Source organism: Asanoa sp. NPDC049573 (assembly GCF_040676615.1).
GTDB lineage: Bacteria > Actinomycetota > Actinomycetes > Mycobacteriales > Micromonosporaceae > Asanoa.
Genome location: NZ_JBFAPI010000012.1, coordinates 199,245 through 217,085, shown reverse-complemented (window position 1 = coordinate 217,085; position 17,841 = coordinate 199,245). Strand labels below are relative to the sequence as shown.

The 17,841-nt window shown below is 71.9% G+C and carries 19 protein-coding genes; 7 read left to right on the top strand and 12 right to left on the bottom strand.

Annotated features, from left to right (window positions below; translation table 11 throughout):
- Nucleotides 1-41: 41 nt before the first annotated feature.
- The 7 genes from AB0J74_RS25710 to AB0J74_RS25680 form a co-directional block, all read right to left on the bottom strand.
- On the bottom strand, nt 42-734 hold the full coding sequence (locus tag AB0J74_RS25710; protein WP_363452156.1) for a cupin: 693 nt from the start codon (nt 732-734) through the stop codon (nt 42-44).
- Nucleotides 731-1,627 (bottom strand): PmoA family protein, encoded by an 897-nt coding sequence (locus AB0J74_RS25705; protein WP_363452154.1) that lies wholly within the window; start codon nt 1,625-1,627, stop codon nt 731-733. Before AB0J74_RS25705 ends, AB0J74_RS25710 begins: the two co-directional genes overlap by 4 nt.
- Nucleotides 1,624-2,733, bottom strand: a complete 1,110-nt coding sequence (locus AB0J74_RS25700; protein ID WP_363452152.1) for a Gfo/Idh/MocA family oxidoreductase — start codon at nt 2,731-2,733, stop codon at nt 1,624-1,626. The genes AB0J74_RS25705 and AB0J74_RS25700 overlap by 4 nt, the downstream gene beginning before the upstream one ends.
- Nucleotides 2,730-4,397: a hypothetical protein gene (locus AB0J74_RS25695; RefSeq protein WP_363452150.1), complete on the bottom strand. Its 1,668-nt coding sequence runs from the start codon at nt 4,395-4,397 to the stop codon at nt 2,730-2,732. The genes AB0J74_RS25700 and AB0J74_RS25695 overlap by 4 nt, the downstream gene beginning before the upstream one ends.
- A 41-nt stretch (nt 4,398-4,438) precedes the next feature.
- Nucleotides 4,439-5,293: a carbohydrate ABC transporter permease gene (locus AB0J74_RS25690; RefSeq protein WP_363452148.1), complete on the bottom strand. Its 855-nt coding sequence runs from the start codon at nt 5,291-5,293 to the stop codon at nt 4,439-4,441.
- Nucleotides 5,290-6,252, bottom strand: coding sequence for an ABC transporter permease subunit (locus AB0J74_RS25685; RefSeq protein WP_363452146.1), 963 nt, complete (start codon nt 6,250-6,252; stop codon nt 5,290-5,292). Before AB0J74_RS25685 ends, AB0J74_RS25690 begins: the two co-directional genes overlap by 4 nt.
- A 330-nt stretch (nt 6,253-6,582) precedes the next feature.
- On the bottom strand, nt 6,583-6,993 hold the full coding sequence (locus AB0J74_RS25680) for a hypothetical protein (RefSeq protein ID WP_363452144.1): 411 nt from the start codon (nt 6,991-6,993) through the stop codon (nt 6,583-6,585).
- Nucleotides 6,994-7,171: 178 nt separating this feature from the next.
- Between AB0J74_RS25680 and AB0J74_RS25675 the strand changes: the two genes are divergently transcribed.
- From AB0J74_RS25675 to AB0J74_RS25660, 4 genes are all read left to right on the top strand, one after another.
- Nucleotides 7,172-7,888 carry an energy-coupling factor ABC transporter permease gene (locus AB0J74_RS25675; protein ID WP_363452142.1) on the top strand — a complete coding sequence of 239 codons (717 nt, stop codon included), beginning with the start codon at nt 7,172-7,174 and terminating at the stop codon, nt 7,886-7,888.
- On the top strand, nt 7,885-8,244 hold the full coding sequence (locus AB0J74_RS25670) for a PDGLE domain-containing protein (RefSeq protein ID WP_363452139.1): 360 nt from the start codon (nt 7,885-7,887) through the stop codon (nt 8,242-8,244). Before AB0J74_RS25675 ends, AB0J74_RS25670 begins: the two co-directional genes overlap by 4 nt.
- Nucleotides 8,244-9,005: a cobalt ECF transporter T component CbiQ gene (cbiQ, locus tag AB0J74_RS25665; RefSeq protein ID WP_363452137.1), complete on the top strand. Its 762-nt coding sequence runs from the start codon at nt 8,244-8,246 to the stop codon at nt 9,003-9,005. The genes AB0J74_RS25670 and cbiQ overlap by 1 nt, the downstream gene beginning before the upstream one ends.
- Nucleotides 9,006-9,223: 218 nt before the next feature.
- Nucleotides 9,224-10,003: an ABC transporter ATP-binding protein gene (locus AB0J74_RS25660; protein WP_363452240.1), complete on the top strand. Its 780-nt coding sequence runs from the start codon at nt 9,224-9,226 to the stop codon at nt 10,001-10,003.
- A 47-nt stretch (nt 10,004-10,050) separates the two neighbouring features.
- On the opposite strand, the gene AB0J74_RS25655 is transcribed toward AB0J74_RS25660, so the two are convergent.
- Genes AB0J74_RS25655 through AB0J74_RS25645 form a run of 3 tightly spaced genes read right to left on the bottom strand, consistent with a single transcriptional unit; the run spans nt 10,051 to nt 11,976 of the window.
- Complete coding sequence (locus tag AB0J74_RS25655; RefSeq protein WP_363452135.1) at nt 10,051-10,512, bottom strand: SRPBCC family protein; 462 nt, start codon at nt 10,510-10,512, stop codon at nt 10,051-10,053.
- 30 nt (nt 10,513-10,542) lie between these two features.
- Nucleotides 10,543-10,953, bottom strand: coding sequence for a DUF2795 domain-containing protein (locus AB0J74_RS25650; RefSeq protein WP_363452133.1), 411 nt, complete (start codon nt 10,951-10,953; stop codon nt 10,543-10,545).
- A gap of 57 nt (nt 10,954-11,010) precedes the next feature.
- Nucleotides 11,011-11,976 carry a YihY/virulence factor BrkB family protein gene (locus AB0J74_RS25645; protein ID WP_363452131.1) on the bottom strand — a complete coding sequence of 322 codons (966 nt, stop codon included), beginning with the start codon at nt 11,974-11,976 and terminating at the stop codon, nt 11,011-11,013.
- Between the two features lie 113 nt (nt 11,977-12,089).
- Between AB0J74_RS25645 and AB0J74_RS25640 the strand changes: the two genes are divergently transcribed.
- Complete coding sequence (locus AB0J74_RS25640) at nt 12,090-13,679, top strand: NAD(P)/FAD-dependent oxidoreductase (protein WP_363452129.1); 1,590 nt, start codon at nt 12,090-12,092, stop codon at nt 13,677-13,679.
- 163 nt (nt 13,680-13,842) lie between these two features.
- Entirely contained in the window at nt 13,843-15,045 is a 1,203-nt protein-coding gene (locus AB0J74_RS25635; RefSeq protein WP_363452127.1) for a glycosyltransferase, read from the top strand.
- A gap of 13 nt (nt 15,046-15,058) precedes the next feature.
- Here the strand turns inward: AB0J74_RS25635 and AB0J74_RS25630 are convergent, their stop codons facing one another.
- Nucleotides 15,059-15,772, bottom strand: coding sequence for a class I SAM-dependent methyltransferase (locus AB0J74_RS25630; RefSeq protein ID WP_363452125.1), 714 nt, complete (start codon nt 15,770-15,772; stop codon nt 15,059-15,061).
- Between the two features lie 102 nt (nt 15,773-15,874).
- Here AB0J74_RS25630 and AB0J74_RS25625 point away from each other — a divergent pair, with 102 nt between their 5' ends.
- Nucleotides 15,875-17,104, top strand: coding sequence for a glycoside hydrolase domain-containing protein (locus tag AB0J74_RS25625; protein ID WP_363452123.1), 1,230 nt, complete (start codon nt 15,875-15,877; stop codon nt 17,102-17,104).
- Here the strand turns inward: AB0J74_RS25625 and pcaD are convergent.
- Nucleotides 17,091-17,840 (bottom strand): 3-oxoadipate enol-lactonase, encoded by a 750-nt coding sequence (gene pcaD / locus AB0J74_RS25620; RefSeq protein WP_363452121.1) that lies wholly within the window; start codon nt 17,838-17,840, stop codon nt 17,091-17,093. The two genes, AB0J74_RS25625 and pcaD, sit on opposite strands and share 14 nt — an antisense overlap.
- Between the last annotated feature and the right edge of the window lies 1 nt (nt 17,841).

Here is a 17,841-nt window from a genome sequence, read left to right as displayed (position 1 = left end):
CGTAGTTGCTGCTAACCGGACATATGACGCAGGAAACGCCGTCAGGGGTACGTGACCAGCCTCCCGCACATGCCGTAGCCGCGCTCCGGCGGCGGGCCGAGCACCGTCAGCCGGCCGTCGTGCAGGTGCTGGAAGCCGCCCTCGGTGAGCCGCTCGATCTGCTCGCCGGTGGCGACCGCGGCGGCGCCCGGGCCGCGTGCCCAGCGGCTCCGCCACGCCGGCAACTCGTCGTGCACCAGCGCGGTCGCCCGTTCGTAGAACGCGGCCAGCGCGCCGGCCCCATCGCGCTCGACCTGCTCGCGCAGCCGCAGGAAGCCGTCCACGGCCAGGTCCTTGCGCCGCCGCGCGCCGCCGGCCGGGTCCTCGGGCGGCAGTGCCGCGGCCGCCCGGTAGCGCGCCGGGTCGGCCAGGTGCTCCGGCGGGAAGGTCAGCACCGCGTCGCCGGTCTCGGGCAGGCCGGCGTTCTGCATGACCACCAGGATCCGCAGCCCGCCGTCGTTGACCAGCCGATGGATCACGCCCGGCGCGAACCACGCGACGGTCAGCGGCTCCAGCGGTGTCTCGGCGAAGCCGTCGGCGGCCAGCGTCTGCAGCCGGCCGCGGCCGTCGAGCACGACGTACCCCTCGGTGCAGACCAGGTGCACGTGCGCCGACCCGCCGGGCAGCCCGTCGGGGCCGGCCCAGTCGTAGACGGTCAGGTGGGTGACGCCGGTGCCGCCCGGGAACAGCGTCACGTCGCCAACCTCGCGCAGGCCTTGTGGTCGAGATCGCCGTCGGCCACGACCACCCGGTAGCGCAGCGTCAGCGTCTCGCCCGGGCCGATCCGGCGGACCGCGGCGAAGGCGGCCGGACACAGCACGGCGTAGACCTCGCTGCGGACGAACCACGGTGTCGGTCCGTCGCGGTCGGCCATCAGCAGCGTGGCTCGCTCGCCGTCGCCGTCGTGCCGCCCGGTGAACGCCATCCACGGCGCCCGCGCGCCGTTGAGCTCGTCGGTGCCCTCCGCGTCGGGGATCCGGACCGTGCCGCCGCTGAAGCTGCGCGGGCCACGCCAGAACAGCCCGCTGTACGCGGCACCGGCGCGCCCTTCGGTCTCCGGGCTGCCGATCGCGATCTCCGCGTTGCCGGTATTGCGCAACGACGTGGTCAGGTCGAGCCGCCAGGCTTCGTCGCCGGGCAGCACGGCCACGTCGAGCGTGCGCTGCTCGGCGAACACGGCCCGCCCGTCCTGCGCCACCCAGGTCAGCTCCTCGGTCACGCCCACGGTCTCGTCGCCGGCGTCCAGCCTGGTGAACCCCTCGTGCCGCTGCTCGCCGTTGTTGCCCAGTTGGGTGTAGCCGCCGTAGCCGCCCAGATAGGTCGGCCCGCCCCAGAAGTTGTGGGCCCCGGCGTTGGCCAGGGCCACCGACAACCCCTTGTGCCAGACATGGTCGTGCGGCCGGTAGAGGCTGACCGGCCGTCCGCCGAGCGTCCACATCGGATGAAGGTAGGGCCGAGGTGACTCGAGCCGGTCGTCCCACGGCCGGTAGACGTAGCGGAACAGCTCCCGGTCGCGCCAGCTCACCCGCAGCGACCGGTGATGCTCGTGGGTCAGCCCCAACCCGGGCCGGCAAGGCTCGTCGCTCATGCCACCTCCTGTCGCGGTACGAGTCGCCAGGGCGGCCCGCCGCCCTGCATCCGTTCGTGGAACGGCGATCCCGGCCCCAGGTCGCCCGGCCCGACCGGCCGCCCGGTGAACGCCGACGCGTAGATCGCTGCCACCAGCCGCATCGTGCGGCGCGCCTCGGCCAGCGTGACCGGGGGCCGTTCGCCGGCCTCGAGCGCGTCGAGCACCGCGGCGAACTGGGCCCGGTGCCCGCTCGGCTCGCCGCGTTCGCCGCCGTGCCAGGCGCCGAGCACCGCTTCCTCGTGCCCGGCCACGGGGGTGACCCGCCAGGCGTCCTCGCCGTACCCGTAGAGGTGGGTGAGCTCGACCGTCGCCCGCGCGAAGTCGAACCGCAGGTAGCTCTCCTCGCGCGGGGACAGCACGCTGTTGACCACGCTGGCCACCGCGCCGTCGGCGAAGCTGACGTGGGCCAGCGACAGGTCTTCGGTGTCGACGTCCCGGGCCTGCCGCCGAACCAGCGCGCTGACCTGGTTCCACTCGCCGAGGATCGCGAGCAGCAGGTCCATCTGGTGGATGCCGTGTCCCATCGTGGGACCACCGCCCTCGGTGTCCCAGCGGCCCCGCCAGGGCACGTCGAAATACTCCTGCGGACGGAACCAGGTGGTGTGGCAGAGCGCCAGCAGCGGCCGGCCGAGCACGCCCGCCTCGTGCAGCGTCCGCAGCCGCCGCGCCCCCGAACCGAACCGGTGCTGGAACACCGTCGCCACGTGCCGTCCACTGTGTGCGGCAGCCGCCTCCAGCTCGGCGAACTGGCGCAGGGTCAGCGTCGGCGGCTTCTCGACCAGCACGTGCGCGCCGTAGGCCAGCGCGGTGCGGGTCGCGTCCAGGTGGGCGCCCGGCGGCGTGCAGACATGCACGAGGTCGGGCCGGGTCGCCGCGAGCGACCGGGCCAGATCCGTGCCGGCGTGCGGTATCCCGTGCGTGCGGCAGAACGACCGGGCCTGGGCGCCGTCGACGTCGATGCCGGCGACTAGGTCCACCCGGCCGCCGAGACCGCGCAGGGCCTCGGCGTGGATCCGGGCGATTGTGCCGGTGCCGACGAGCGCGACCCGCACCGGCGCGTTCATCGCAGCGTCTGCAACTGCTCGGTGAACTCGTCGCGGACCTTGTCGCCGCCCTGTGCCCGCCAGTTCTTGATCACCTCGTCCAGATTGCTCAGCGGCTGCCGGCCGGCGATGATGTCGTTCTGCCCGTTGAGCACGAGTTGCCCCAGCACCGGTTGCTTGCGCGACCACTCGTCGGAGAAGAGCCCGTTGGCCACCGTCGGGTCCGCCACCGCGGTGTCGATGATCGACTTCTGGTAGTCGTAGGACGCCTGGCTGGCCTGCGGACGACCGGGGATGAAGATCGTGTCGGGCGCGTCGACGATGTAGCGGATGCCGAGCGCGGTCTGGCTGACGCCGGCCTGCGTGTAGACCGGGCCGCCGTTGCGCATCGTGTAGTGCGTGCCCTCCTGCCCGTACCGCCGGAAGAGCCATTCCTCCGTCCCGAACGGCGCCGCCAGGTAGTCGCATAGCTTGAGCAGGTCCTTGATCCGGCCCTCGTCGGCCTTCTTCAGCACGGTGAAGTTGTTGATCGAGCCGGCGTTGGACTGCCAGGTCGGCGCCCAGCCGCCGCCGTCGTACTTCGGCGGTCGCATCCCGCTGATGGCGAACTCGGGGCCGGCGATGTTCTCGGCGTAGTACTGCGGCCAGGCGGTGTAGCGGTCGGCGGCCAGGATCGCCTCGCCGGCGTTGAACCAGCGCTTCACGGGCGCGTTGTTGGCGAAGCTGTCCGGGTGTACGACGCCGTCCTTGTAGAGGCCCACCACGTCGGACAGGGCCCGGCGGAACTCCTCCGTCTCGACCACGTTGGTCAGCTTGGTGCCGTCCCAGCGCCACCCGTTGGGCGCGCCGACCATCTGCTGGATCAGGTGCATCAGCCCGCCGGCGTTGACGATCGCCCACCGGTTGGCCTTCGCGTCGGTCACCTTGCGGCAGAAGTCGCGGAACTCGGCGAAGCTTTTCGGGTCGGGGTCGACGCCGAGCTTGGCCACCAGGTCGTCGCGGCGGAACATCAGCGTGCCGGCGACGCCTCGGTGCACCGGCAGGCCGTAGATGCCGCCGTTGTAGACGCACTGCCGCCACGCCGCCGACGGGATGTTGGCCAGGTTGGGGTATTCCTTGACGGCGTCGCCGCTCAGGTGGGGCGTCAGGTCGGTGCACTTGGTGGCCATCCACTGCGGCAGGTTGCCGATGCCGGCGGGCACCCCGTTGGGCAGGAACAGCGCGGGCACGATCAGGTCCGGCAGGTCGTCGCCGGTGATCAGGGTGGAGAACTTGGTGGCCATCTCCGCACTGGGCGTGATGGTGAGCTGCAGATCCACCCCGAGCCGGCGGTCGAGCTCCTGCCAGAACGTGTTGTTGCTCTTCGGCGGCGGCACCGGCGAGCCGGTCAACACGAACGCCGAAACCGTGCCGCCCTTCAGCGGCGGGCCGGTGAACTGCCGCACCGGTGGGCTCGGATAGGCCAGGAAGGCGGCCAGCAGGCCGCTGGCGGCGGGCGGCAGGTCGGGTTTGACGACCGTCGACGGCACGTACGCCGGGAGTTTGACGTCTTTGTTGGCCTTGCTGCTGTTGTCGTTGCCGGCGCCGCTGCCGTCGCCGCAACCCGCGAGCATCGAGCCGGCGGCGACCGCGGCGGCACCGGAGAGCAGCGTGCGGCGGTTGATGGGTTGGTGCAGATAGCTCATCCTGATCTCCTTGCTGTGTGCGGTAGCGCGGAGGCGGACGGTCATCCTTTGACCGCCCCGACCAGTACTCCCTTCGTGAAATGGCGTTGGATGAACGGGTAGACGAGCAGGATCGGCACGATGGAGATGACCAGGATCGCCATCTGCAGCGCTTCCTGCGGCGGCAGTTCCGCGGTGCCGACCTGGTCGACGCCGAGCTGCTGCTGGTTGACCACATAGGTGCGCAGCACGAGCTGGATCGGCCACTTGGCCGAGTCGTTCAGGTAGAGCAGCGCCCCGAAGAACGCGTTCCAGTAGCCGACCGCGTAGAACAGGCCGATCACGCTCAGCACGGCCTTCGACAGCGGAAGCACGATCCGGCTGAAGATCTGCCGGTCGGACGCGCCGTCGATGCGGGCGCTCTCCACCAGCTCGGCCGGGATCTCCATGAAGAACGCCCGCAGGATGACCACGTTGAAGGCGCTGACCACGACCGGCAGGATCACCGCCCAGTAGGAGTTGATCAGGCCGAGTAGGTCGATGGTCAGATAACCCGGGATGATCCCGGGGGTGAACAGCAGCGCGCCGACGACGAGCATCAGCACGGGCCGGTGCGGGTTCTCTCGCGGGCAGCTCAGCCCGTACGCCAGCAGGGTCGTGCTCGCCAGGCTCAGCGCGGTGCCGACCAGCGTGATGAACACGCTGACCGCGACCGCGCGGGGCACGACGCCGCCGGTGAACAGCGCGCGGTAGGCGGCGAAGGTGACCTCGTCGGGGATGATGACGAAGCCGCCGGAGCGGACGATCTGCTCGCGGGTGGCCAGGCTGGTCGAGACGATACCGACGAAGGGCACGACGACCAGCGCGCAGCAGATCGTCAGCAGCAGGCCTTTGGTCGCGCTGACCGCCCCTCTCATCGGGCCTCCCGCCGGTAGAGGCCGGCTTCGCCGAAGGCGTGCGCGAGGCGGTTGGCGCCGAGCACGAGGGCGACCCCGACCAGGCCCTTGACCAGCCCGACGGCGGCGCTGACACCCCAGTCGCTCTGCACGATGCCGTTGTTGTAGACGTAGGTGTCGAGCACCTCGCTGGCGTCGATGCCGACGGCCTGTTGCTGCAGCAGGATCTGCTCGAAGCCGACGGTGAGCGCGTCGCCGAGCCGCAGGATCAGCAGCAGGACGATGACGCTCCGCAGCCCCGGCAGCGTGACGTGCCAGATCTGCCGCAACCGCCCGGCGCCGTCGACCGCCGACGCCTCGTAGAGCTCCGGGTCGATCCGCGACAGTGCGGCGAGGAACAGGATCATCGCCCAGCCGGCCTCTTTCCAGAGCACCTGTCCGGTGATCAACTCCTTGAACACGGCCGAGTTGCCGATGATGTCGATGGTCCCGAGGTCGTGCCGGCGCAGGAACGTGTTGATCGGTCCGCTACCGCCGAGCAGCTCGTTGAAGATCGAGATGACGATCACCCAGGACAGGAAGTGCGGCAGGTAGAGGATCGTCTGCACGACCCGCTTGAGCCGCTCCGACAGCAGGCTGTCGAGCAGCAGGGCCAGCACGATCGGCAACGTGAAGACGACGCCGATCTGCAGCAACATGATCAGCAGGGTGTTGGTCAGGGCCGTCAGGAAGAGCGGGTCGCCCTCGACGATGACCCGGAAGTTGTCGAGGCCAGTCCACGGGCTGTCGACCAGGCCGAGGTAGGGCTGAAAGTCCTTGAACGCGATGACGTTGCCGAGCAGCGGCAGGTAGTGGAACGTCAGCAGCAGCGCCAGGCCGGGCAGCATGGCGAGCAGCAGGAAGCGGTCCCGCCTGACCCGCGGCGGCTCCGGTGGTGGGGACGGTGTCCGCTCGTCGACCGCGCCCGGCAGCGGTTGCACCGACACCTCCCCGCGTGGACAGCCGCCATCGCCCGAGGTCACCGCGCTGCTGGCGCCCCCGGCGAAGGTCGGCCTGAATCGAGAAGAGCCCGATACATATCGAAACTCTTCCGGAAGATTTCCCACACGCTACGAGTAACAGCGGCGTTCGTCAATGCCGTACAGCGGCCCGTTTCGATGCCCCTCGCGGCGGCCAGTGACCCCTAAGATTTCCGGAACATCTCGAAACCCGGGTGGTCGACGGTTCGCCGTTGGTCCGCTATGCCACCGTCCGCCGTCCTCATCGGACGGTTGCGGCGGAGCCGCACCGACCCTCGATGGGACAGGCGGTCAGCCTCCTGGGCAGCTGTTGGCGCCGCCGCTGTACTCCACGCAGGTGCCCGGGGGCGGCGGCGGTGGCGGGTTCCACCGCTGGTCGGCCTCCCGTTGGATGAGCAGCGCCACCGGGATCGACAGCAGGAGCAGGCCGCCGGTGACGTAGGCCAGCAGCCGGCGCCCGCCCGCCAGCGCGATCGCCCAGGCCAGGCCGGGCCCCGCGACCAGCACGACGGCGAACAACTGAGCCCGGTGGTAGGTCGCCCGCATCCCCTCGTCCGACAGCGGTTGCCCGTTGTTGATCCTGTCGACCCGGAGCAGGTAACCGACCTGCTGGATGATCACCAGGGCGGCGACCCAGGCCACCGCCACCATCACCAATGCGGGCGCGGTCCACCGCCGCCGCACCACCCCCGTGGTATCCACGGCCGCCGATCCTAGCCGGGCACCGCCGGACGCGCGGGGAACGGGCTGGTGAACAGCGGCCCAACCGTGTTGACCTTGGTCGCGCGGGCGTGGTGAACTACGTCGGCCGGAGCTTGTTGCCAAGACTATGCAACTGCCGCACGAGCGCAATATGCTACCGGCGAGTCGGGAGGGGCCCATGAACGGTGTGGCGATGCACATCGCCAACGGCATCGTGAACTCGCAGGTGTCGGCGGTCTTCGCCGTCGTCGCGGGCGCGGCGCTGGCGATCTGCGTGTGGCGCGGGCGCGCCGACCTCGACGACCGGCTGGCCCCGATGGCCGGCCTCGTCGCGGCCTTCATCTTCGCGGTGCAGATGCTCAACTTCCAGGTGCTGCCGGGCGTCTCCGGTCACCTGCTCGGCGGCACGCTGGCGGTGGTGCTGGTCGGCCCGTGGGTCGGCGCGCTCTGCGTGTCGACCGTGCTGATCATCCAGTGCCTGCTGTTCGCCGACGGCGGCCTGACCGCGCTCGGCCTCAACATCACCAACATGGCCCTGATCGGCACCGCAGCCGGCTACCTGCTGGTCGCCGGGCTGCTGCGGGTGCTGCCGAAGACGCCGCGCGGTGTCGCGGTGACCGCGTTCGTCGCGTCGGTGGTCAGCGTGGTGGTCGCGTCGCAGGGCTTCGTCCTCGAATACTGGCTGGGCGGCACGACGCCGCTGTCGCTGACCACGATCGCCGGCACGATGGCCGGCGCCCATGTCCTGATCGGCATCGGCGAGGGCCTGATCGCGGCGGTCACCGTCGCGACGGTCGCCCGGGTCCGGCCCGACCTGGTGTACGCGCTGCGCCGGTTCCGTTCGACAGCGCGGCCCGCGGTCGCGCCGGCCAAGACCGTGGAGGGCGTCGCATGACCAAGCGACTCGGTTGGTTCCTGGCCGGCGGCCTGCTGGTGGCCGCCCTGCTCGCCGGCGTGGTGTCGAGTTTCGCCTCGTCGAGCCCCGACGGCCTCGACGCGGCCGCCCGCCAGGGCTGCACGTTCGACGCCAACGACCACATCACCGGCGGCACCTGCATGGCCCAGCGGGAGCAGGACCACCAGTTGAAAGACAGCCCGCTGGCCGGGTACGGCATCAAGGGCATCGACAACCCCTACCTGTCGACCGGTGTGTCCGGCGTCCTGGGCGTGCTGGTCACGTTCGGCCTCGGCGGCGGGGTGTTCTGGCTGGTCCGGCGCAAGAATCGGCACGCACAGAGCGCGGGCACCTGATGGGGGCCGGCCACGCGCACCCGCTGCACCTCGACCACGACAGCCGGGTCCACCGGCTGCCGGCCGAGGTGAAGATCGTCGCGACCCTGCTGTTCACGATCGTCGTCGTCATCACGCCTCGCGAGAAGTTCGCCGCCTTCGCCGGCTACGCCCTGCTTCTCGTGGGCGTGATGGCTCTTGCCCGCGTGCGCCCGTTGTGGCTGCTCAAGCGGGCCACCATCGAACTGCCGTTCATCGTGCTGGCCGTCGCGCTGCCGTTCGCCGGGCACGGCGAACGGGTGCACTGGCTCGGCATGTCGCTGTCGGTCGACGGCCTGCACGGCGCCTGGAACATCTTCGCCAAGGGCACCCTGGGCGTGCTCGCCTCGCTGCTGCTGGCCGCCAGCACCACCGCCCGTGACCTGCTCGTCGGCCTCGACCGGTTGCGCTGCCCGCAGGTCTTCACCCAGATCGCGACCTTCATGCTCCGATACCTCGACATCCTCGCCGACGACGCCCGCCGGATGCGCGTGGCGCGCCTGTCCCGCGGCTACGACCCGCGCTTCCTGTGGCAGGTCAAGGCGTTCGCGGTGGGCGTCGGCGCGCTGTTCATCCGCTCCTACGAGCGCGGCGAGCGGGTCTACCTGGCCATGGTCTCCCGTGGCTACACCGGCAGCCTGCCGCGCCCCGAGGGCACGGCCGCGACCAATGCCGACTGGGTACGCTCCGCGACCCTCCCGATCGCCGCAGGCGCCATCGCCCTCGTGGCGGTGCTGGCATGAGTGAGCGAAGCGAGCGCGGATGGCTCAGTCGCCGGCGGGCATGCCCGGCCTCGCGAAGCGGGGCGAAGGCATGAGCGAGCGAAGCGAGCGCGGATGGCTCAGTCGCCGGCGGCCATGCCCGGCCTCGCGAAGCGGGGCGAAGGCATGAGTGAGCGAAGCGAGCGCGGATGGCTCAGTCGCCGGCGGGCATGCCCCGCCTCGCGAAGCGGGGCGAAGGCATGACCGCCTCGTTGACCGTGGCCGACCTGCACTTCGCCTACCCCGACGGGCGCGAGGTGCTGCACGGCGTCGACCTGACCGTCGGGGCGGGGGAGCGGGTCGCGCTGCTCGGCCCCAACGGCGCCGGCAAGACCACGCTGGTGCTGCACCTCAACGGCATCCTGCACGCCGGCTCCGGCTCGGGGTCGGGTGCCGTCGACGTCGCCGGGCTCACCGTCGACCCGGCCGACCGGGCCGGCCTCGCGGAGATCCGCCGCCGGGTCGGCATCGTCTTCCAGGACCCCGACGACCAACTCTTCATGCCCACCGTCGCCGAAGACGTCGGATTCGGGCCGGCCAACCTCGGCCTGCGCGGCGCCGAGTTGCGCGACCGGGTCGACGAGGCGCTGGCCGCCGTCGACATGACCGCCCAGCGCGACCAGGTGCCGCACCACCTCTCGTTCGGCCAGCGCCGCCGGGTCGCGGTCGCCACCGTGCTGGCGATGCGCCCCGAGATCCTGGTGCTCGACGAGCCGTCGTCCAACCTCGACCCGGCGAGCCGGCGCGAGCTCGCCGACATCCTGCGGTCGCTGCCGGTCACCGTGCTGATGGTCACCCACGACCTGCCCTACGCCCTGGAGCTGTGCCACCGCGCGGTGATCCTCGACGGCGGCCGGATCGTGGCCGACGGCAAGACCGGCGACCTGCTCTCCGACGCCGAGCTGATGCGCGGCCACCGCCTCGAGCTGCCGTTCGGCTTCGACCCCGCGTTCGCGGCCGCCCGCCTGCCATCCACATAGGAATGGGGAGCCCGCGCGCGCGGGCTCCCCATCCGATCAGGTGCGGATCACGGCACCGGGCGGTCCACCTCGCCCCGCCAGCCGCCGGTCTCCGCGCTGCGGCTTTCGATGAACTCCTTGAACCGCTTGAGGTCGCCCTCGACCTGCCGGTCGACGAGGTTCAGCTTGTCGCCGGCCTTTTCCAGCATGCCGTCGGGCTCGTACTCCATCTGCGCGGTCACCCGCGTGTGTTCGGCGTCCAACCGGTGGAAGGTCACCACGCCGGACTGCTTCGTGCCGCCCGTCGACGTCCAGGCGACCCGCTCGTCGGGGAGTTGTTCGGTGATCCGGGCCTCGAACTCGCGCTGCACGCCGGCGATCTCGGTGCGCCAGTGCGTGGTGCGGTCGTCGAGTTGCCGGACCTCCTGGACCCCTTCCATGAAGCGGGGGAACTCTTCGAACTGGGTCCATTGGTTGTAAGCGGTGCGTACCGGCACCGCGACATCGACGGACTTGGTCACGCCACCCATGTGGCTGATACCTCCTCTGTCTGCTGGGCTCTACCAGCGTTGTGTTTCGTTGCGATGGCCGAGCGCGGCCCACGCCTCGGACACCGTCTGGAACTGGACTCCGGCCGGGAGCCGGTCGATCTCGGCGAGCACGTCGTCGGGCGCCTCGTTCTCCTCGGCGACCCGACGCAGCGCGTCCCGGTCGGCCGGCAACACGGAACGGTTGATGAACCGCCCCAACCGGCTGCGCGACTCGACGTCTTCCGGGGTCATGCCCTTCGGCGTCCCGGAGCGGTCATCGCCCTCCGGCACCACGCTCGCCTCGAGCTGGTCGTCGCCGGCCGGTTCCGCTTCCCGGAATTCCTCTGACCGGCTACCCGCGGTGCCCTTGACGATGCCGTCGACCTCGTGGGCCATTTCGTCGTCGACTCGTGGACTGTGTTTTGCGTTGCCCCGTTCCATGCGTTTTGGCCTACCCCCGGCTCCGGGAGCTAAACCGGCCCATCCGCCCCAACCGCCTCAGTCAGCCGGAGTCCGCGGCGGCAGCACCGGGTCGGCGACCTTCTCCGCACCCGCCTGCAACTCCCGCCCGCGCTGCACCTCCGCGTTGACCTCGACGCCGAACATGACCGCCGAGTTGACCAGGTAGACCCAGACCAGGAAGGCGATGACCGCACCGAGGCTGCCGTACGTCTTGTCGTAGGAGCCGAAATTGGCCACGTAGAGCCCGAAGCCGAACGAGGCCAGGCCGGTCGCCAGGAGCGCCACGAAGCCGCCAACGGTCAGCCAGCGGAACCGTGGCTGCCGCACGTTGGGCGCGATCCAGAACAGCATCGCGAGCAGCAGCATCGAGATCGCCACGAGCACCGGCCACTTGGCGACCGACCAGGCCAACCGGGGTGCGTCGCCGAGGTGCAACCGGTCGCCGATCGCGGTGGTCACCGGCCCGCTCACGATCAGCATCACCACGACCACGGCCAGCAGCAGCAGGCCCACGACGGTCAGCGCGATCTGCAGCGGCCGCAGCTTCCAGAACGGCCGGCCCTCCTCGACGCCGTAGATCGCGTTGGACGCCCGGGTGAACCCGCCCACATAGCCGGACGCCGACCAGATCGCGGTCAGCAGACCGAAGCTCAGCAGCACTCCGGCCGCGCTCTTCTGCCCGACCACCTGGCCGATCGCTTCGACCACGCCGTCCTTCTCGACCAGCGACTTAGCGCCCATGTCACGCAGCAGGCCGACCACCGTGTCGACCGTCTTGTCGCCCGACGACACCAGGTTGACCAGCGCGACCACCACGATCGCCGACGGAAACAGCGCCAGCACCGAGTAGTAGGTCAGGCTGGCCGCCCAGTCCGAGCAGTTGTCCTTCACGAAGCCCTTGCCGGCGCGGGCCAGCACGCCCCGCCAGGTGCGCCAGTTGAGCTGCCGGATCCGTCGCGGCAGTGCCGCGGGATCGAAGTCGAGACCGGCCGTGGTCGCCATGCGTCCGCCCTTCACGCCGGCCCCCGGCGATCTGCCCGATGGGGCATCACTACGAGCGGGCATCTCCGTACCCAGGGCAACGGTTTGGCAAACGGCGGGCATAGGGTCCTGACGTGGGCACGCAGGCAGCGGATGCGATCGTCATCGGCGCGGGGCACAACGGGCTCGTCGCCGCCAACAACCTCGTCGACGCCGGCTGGAGCGTCGTGGTCGTCGAGGCCAGCGGGGTGCCGGGCGGTGCCGTGCGCAGCGCCGAGGTGACCGCGCCCGGTTTCCGCAACGACCTCTTCAGCTCGTTCTACCCCCTCGGCTTCGCGTCGCCGGCGCTGTCGGCGCTCGACCTCGGCGAGCACGGGCTGCGCTGGCGGCACGCCCCGGACGTGCTGGCCCATGTCTTCCCCGACGGCCGGGTCGCCCGGCTCCACCGCGACGTCGCGATCACCGCGGCCAGTCTCGACGAGTTCGCACCCGGCGACGGCGACCGGTGGGAGGCCGCCTACGCCGCGTGGCAGCAGATCGCCGACCCGCTCCTGCGGGCGTTGCTGACCCCGTTCCCGCCGGTACGCGCGACCGCGACGCTGCTGCGTGACCAGGGCGTGGCGGAAGTGCTGCGGCTGGCCCGGCGGCTGGTCGTGCCGGCCCGCGCGCTCGGCCGCGAGATGTTCACCGGCGAGGGCGGTCCGCTGCTGATGGCCGGCTGCGCCCTGCACACCGATCTGTCCCCCGACGACGCCGGGGGCGGCTTCTTCGGCTGGTTGCTGGCGATGCTCGGGCAGCAGGTCGGCTGGCCGGTGCCGGAGGGCGGCGCACAGCGGATCACCGACGCGCTGGTGTCGCGCCTCGAGCAGCGCGGCGGCCGGATCGTCTACGGCGCGCCCGCCGACCGGGTGCTGATCGCCCGCGGCCGGGCGATGGGCGTGCGCGCCGGCGGCGACCTCTACCGGGCGCACCGGGCGGTGCTGGCCGACGTGGCGGCGCCCGCGCTCTACCTCGATCTGGTCGGCGCCGCACACCTGCCGCCCCGACTGGTCGAAGACCTCGAACACTTCCGCTGGGACGGCTCGACGGTCAAGGTCGATTGGGCGCTGTCGGGCCGGATGCCGTGGCGCAACCCGGCGGCGGCCGGCGCCGGCACCGTCCACCTCGACGCCGACCTGCGCGGTCTGAGCCACTACGCCGCCGACCTCGCTTCGGGCGACCTCCCGGCGCGGCCCTTCCTCCTGGTCGGACAGATGACCACCAGCGACCCGTCCCGCTCGCCGGCCGGCACCGAGTCGCTCTGGGCCTACACCCACCTGCCGTTCCGCACCGAGTGGCACGGCGAGGAGATCGCGGCCCACGTCGAGAAGATGGAAGGCGTACTCGAGGAGCATGCCCCTGGTTTTCGCGCGCTGGTGATCGGCCGCCACGTGGCCGGGCCCGCCGAGCTGCAGGGCGTCAACGCCAGCCTGGTCGGTGGCGCGCTCGGCGGCGGCACGGCGGCCGCCTACCAGCAGCTCTTCCTGCGCCCGGTCCCCGGCCTGGGCCGCCCCGACACCCCGATCGACCGGTTGTTCCTGGCCAGCTCCTCGGCACACCCGGGCGGCGGCGTGCACGGCGCTCCCGGCCACAACGCGGCCCGGGCGGCCCTGGTCAGGGCCGGTCGCGCCGGCGCGGCCTACGCGGCCGTCGTCGGGGCCGCGCACCGCACCATCTACCGGTGACGATGGTGCCGGCGGTGCCGGTGATGTTTAGCGCCGCGCTGCGCGGGAAGCTCTCAGCCCTGGTGGGGAGGTGTTGCACCGAATGAGGCGACACGGCCGGTCGGGATCGTCGGGAAAGCCGGATTTCAGCGGGTACGAAGTTCTGGCGCGGGAGGATGAACGCATGCGCATCGCGATGATCTCCGAGCACGCCGACCCGTCCGACGGCGCGGCGACCGGCGGCCGCGGTGCGTTCGTCGGCGACCTGTCCGCCGCGCTGGCGGCAGCCGGCCACGAGGTGCGCGTCTACACCCGCCGGGTCGGCGACGACGGCGCCGAGGTGACCCGGGAGCGGCCGGGCGTCGACGTCATCCGGGTGCCGGCCGGCCCCGCCCGCCAGTTGCCCGACGAGGAGCTCCTCCCGTACACGAAGGATTTCTCCCGCTGGCTCGTCGACCGCTGGCGTGGTGACGGCTGGACCCCCGAGGTGGCCCACGCACATTTCTGGACCAGCGGGCTGGCCGCCGTCACGGCCGGCCGGCAGACCGGCGTCCCGGTCGTGCAGAGCTATCACGAGCTGGCTTCGGCCGCGCGCCGCAACGACGTCTTCGCCGGCCCGCCGCAACGGATCGGCTACGAGCGGGTGCTGGGCCGCGCCGTCGACCGGGTCGTGGCCCAGAGCCAGGACGAGTTGCGCGAGCTGGTCCGGATGGGCGTGCCGCGGGCGCGGTTGGTGCTGATCCCCGGCGGTGTCGACGACGACCTGTTCCAGCCCGAGGGGCCCGCTCGCGAACGCGGCGCCCGGCGGCGGCTGCTCTCGGTCGGCGCGCTGACCGCGCGCAAGGGCCACCAGGACCTGATCTCCGCCCTGCGCCTGGTCCCCGACGCCGAGTGCGTGGTGGTCGGCGGCCCGCCGGCGGAGTCGTTGGGCGACGACCCCGGCGCCCGCGAGTTGCGCGCGCTGGCCGACCGCTACGACGTGGGCGACCGCGTGCACCTGGTCGGCCGCGTGCCGCGGCTGGAGATGCCGCTCTGGTACCGGTCGGCGGACCTGCTGGTCGCCGCGCCCTGGTACGAGCCGTTCGGCCTCAGCCCGCTCGAGGCGATGGCGTGCGGGGTTCCGGTGATCGGCACGGCCGTGGGCGGCATCGCCGAGACGGTGGTCGAGGGCCTGACCGGTGATCTGGTCGCGCCGCGCGACCCGCGCGCCCTGGGCACGGCGATCCGCCGCCTGCTGGGCGACCCGGTCCGCCACCTGGCCTACGCCACGGCGGCGATCGACCGGGCCCGGCAGGTCTACTCCTGGAAGCGCGTGGCCGCCCAGCTGACCGCCGCCTACTCGGCGCTGTCCGGCCTACGCACCCGCCCGAGCGGCGCCGTCGCGTAGCGGTGGTGTCGGCTCAGCCGGGTGTCGTCGCGATGAAGACCATCTCCAGGCCCGGCCGGTCCGGCGCCTCGCGCACCTCCTCGACCCGATAACCCGCCCGGGCGAGCGAGTCGGCGATCTCCGCGCGGGTGCGGAACCGGAGCGTGGAGGTCGAGGTGACGCGGGTGCCCTCGGCCTCGAAGACGATCGTGCTCTCGAACGAGACCAGGCCGTCGCCGACGCCGGTGATCTCGTGCCATTGCCGGACGCCGGCGGCGCGGCGGTGAGACTTCTCCGGCGTCCAGTCGAGCCAGGCCTGGGCCGCCGGGTCGCGGGTCTCGAAGATCAGGCGGCCGCCGGGGCGTAGCGCTTCGCGGACCGACCGCAACGTGGCCGTCCATTCCTCGTCGGTCAGGAAGACCTGGGCCACGTTGCCGGTCATGGTGGCCAGGTCGACCGCCAGCGGGGGCAGGTCGGCCGGGTAGCCGTGCAGCCAGCGCACCCGCTCGGCGCCGGGCTTCGACCGGGCCACCGCCAGCGACGCCGCCGCCGGGTCGAGGGCCGTCACGGACAGGCCGCGGTCGGCCAGCAGGCAGGCCAGTGTGCCGGTGCCGCAACCGATGTCGAGCACCGTCGCTGCCCCGAATTCGGCGGCCAGCGCCACGTAGGCGGACAGGTCGCGGCGGTCCGCGTCCAAGGCGTCGTAGAGCGGCGCCAGGCGCGGGTCCGCGAAGAGGGCATCGACCACGAGGGTCAGGTTAGTCGGTCGCGGATACGCCGACGTCCATCTATGCGTGGTAGAAAGCTTCATGTGCGTCTATGTGTCCGGAAGAATTCTCCGGGAGGACCGATGACGAGGACCGTCGCCCGGCTGGCGGGGATCATTGTCGCGGCGGCGGCCTGGCTGGTGGTTCCGGCACCGGGTGCGGCGGTGGTCGCCACGCCGCCGCAGCCGGGGACGTTCGTCGGGCGTGGGTTCGACACCTGCGCCGCGCCGTCGCAGTCGGCGATGAACGCGTGGCGGGCCAACTCGCCCTACCGCGCCGTCGGGATCTACATCAGCGGCGGCAGCCGGTCGTGTGCGCAGCCCAACCTGACCGCGACCTGGGTCGGCAACCAGGTCGCCAACGGGTGGCGGCTGATCCCGATCGAGTTGGGCTACCAGGCGCCGTGCGGCACGCGTACGCCGACGATGTCGGCCAACCCGGCCACCGCGCGCACCCAGGGCAGCACGGCCGCCGACAGCGCCGTCAGCGCCGCGCAGGCGCTCGGGATCGGGGCCGGCAGCACCATCTACAACGACATCGAGGCCTACCCGTCCAACGCCTCCTGCCGGGCCGCGGTGCTGTCGTTCCTGTCCGGCTGGACGCTGCGGCTGCACACCCGGGGCTACCTCGCCGGCATGTATTCCAGTGGCTCGTCCGGCATCCGCGACGTCTGCGACACCTACAACGACCCCGCCTACACCCGGCTCGACCAGATCTGGATCGCCTGGTGGAACGGCGTCGCCGACACCGACGGCGGCGGCTACTGCGCCGACGACCGCTATGTCGACCACCAACGGTCGCACCAGTACGCCGGCGACGTGACCGAGACCTGGGGCGGCGTGACGATCCGGATCGACCGCGACTATCTCGACGTCAGCACCGAGCCGGGCCCGCCGCCGGAGGGGGAGTGGACCGCGACCGTCGACAACAGCGGGGCGGGCTTCACCGCGAGCGCCAACTGGGGTACGTCGGCCTTCTCGGCGCAGCGGTTCGGCGCCGACTACCGGTTCGCCGGGCCGGTCCCGTCCAGCGACGTCGCCTGGTATGCCGCGAGCACGCCGGCCACCGGTTCCTACTCGGTCGAGGTCTGGTATCCGGCCGACCCCGGCTACAACAACCTGGCGCCGTTCGTCGTCGCCACCACGACCGGCAACCAGACCGTCATGGTCAATCAGCGCGCGGGCGGCGGGCAATGGGTCTCGCTGGGTGTCTACACGCTTCCGGCCGGCGCCGGCAACAAGGTCGGCGTGAGCCGCTGGACCAGCGGCACCGGCTACGTCGTCGCCGACGCGGTGCGCCTCACGCGGCGGTGAAATGCCGGTGCAGCAGCGCGGTCACGGCGCCGGACCGCTCCACACTGGCCAGATGGGCGGCGTCGGGCAGCACCACCAGCTCGGCGCCGCGCACACCCTCCACAATGGTCTCCGCGAGCCGCGGCGGAGTGGCCGGGTCGTCGGCGCCGGCGACGACCAGGGTCGGCGCGGCGACCGAGCCGAGCACCGGTCGCAGGTCCATCCCGGCGATCGCCTCGCAACACCCGGCGTAGCCCTCGGGGTCGATCGTCAGGAACGCGGCGGCGAACTCGGCGACCACCTCGGGCGGGAAGCCGGGCGTGAACCAGCGCGCCACGACGGCGTCGACCACCGCGCCCATCCCGGCGGTGCGAACCGTCGCCGCCCGCTGCCGCCACCCCGACGCGGGCGGCAGGTGCGCGGCCGTGCACAGCAGCGCCAACCGGTCGACCCGCTCCGGCGCGTGCGCGGCGAGCCACATCCCGACCATGCCACCCAGCGACAGCCCGGCGTAGCGCACCCGGTCGACGCCGAGGTGGTCGAGCAGCGCGAGCACGTCTTTGCCGAGGTCTTCGATCGCATAGGGCCCGGGAGGCGAAGCCGAACCACCGTGGCCGCGGTGGTCGAACACGACCACCTGGCACTCGTCGCGCAGCGCCGCCACCTGCGGCGCCCACATCGCGCCGGTGGTGCCGAGCGACCCGCCCAGCACCACCACCGGCGCGCCGGCCGGGCCGGAAACCTCGTGGGCCAGCACG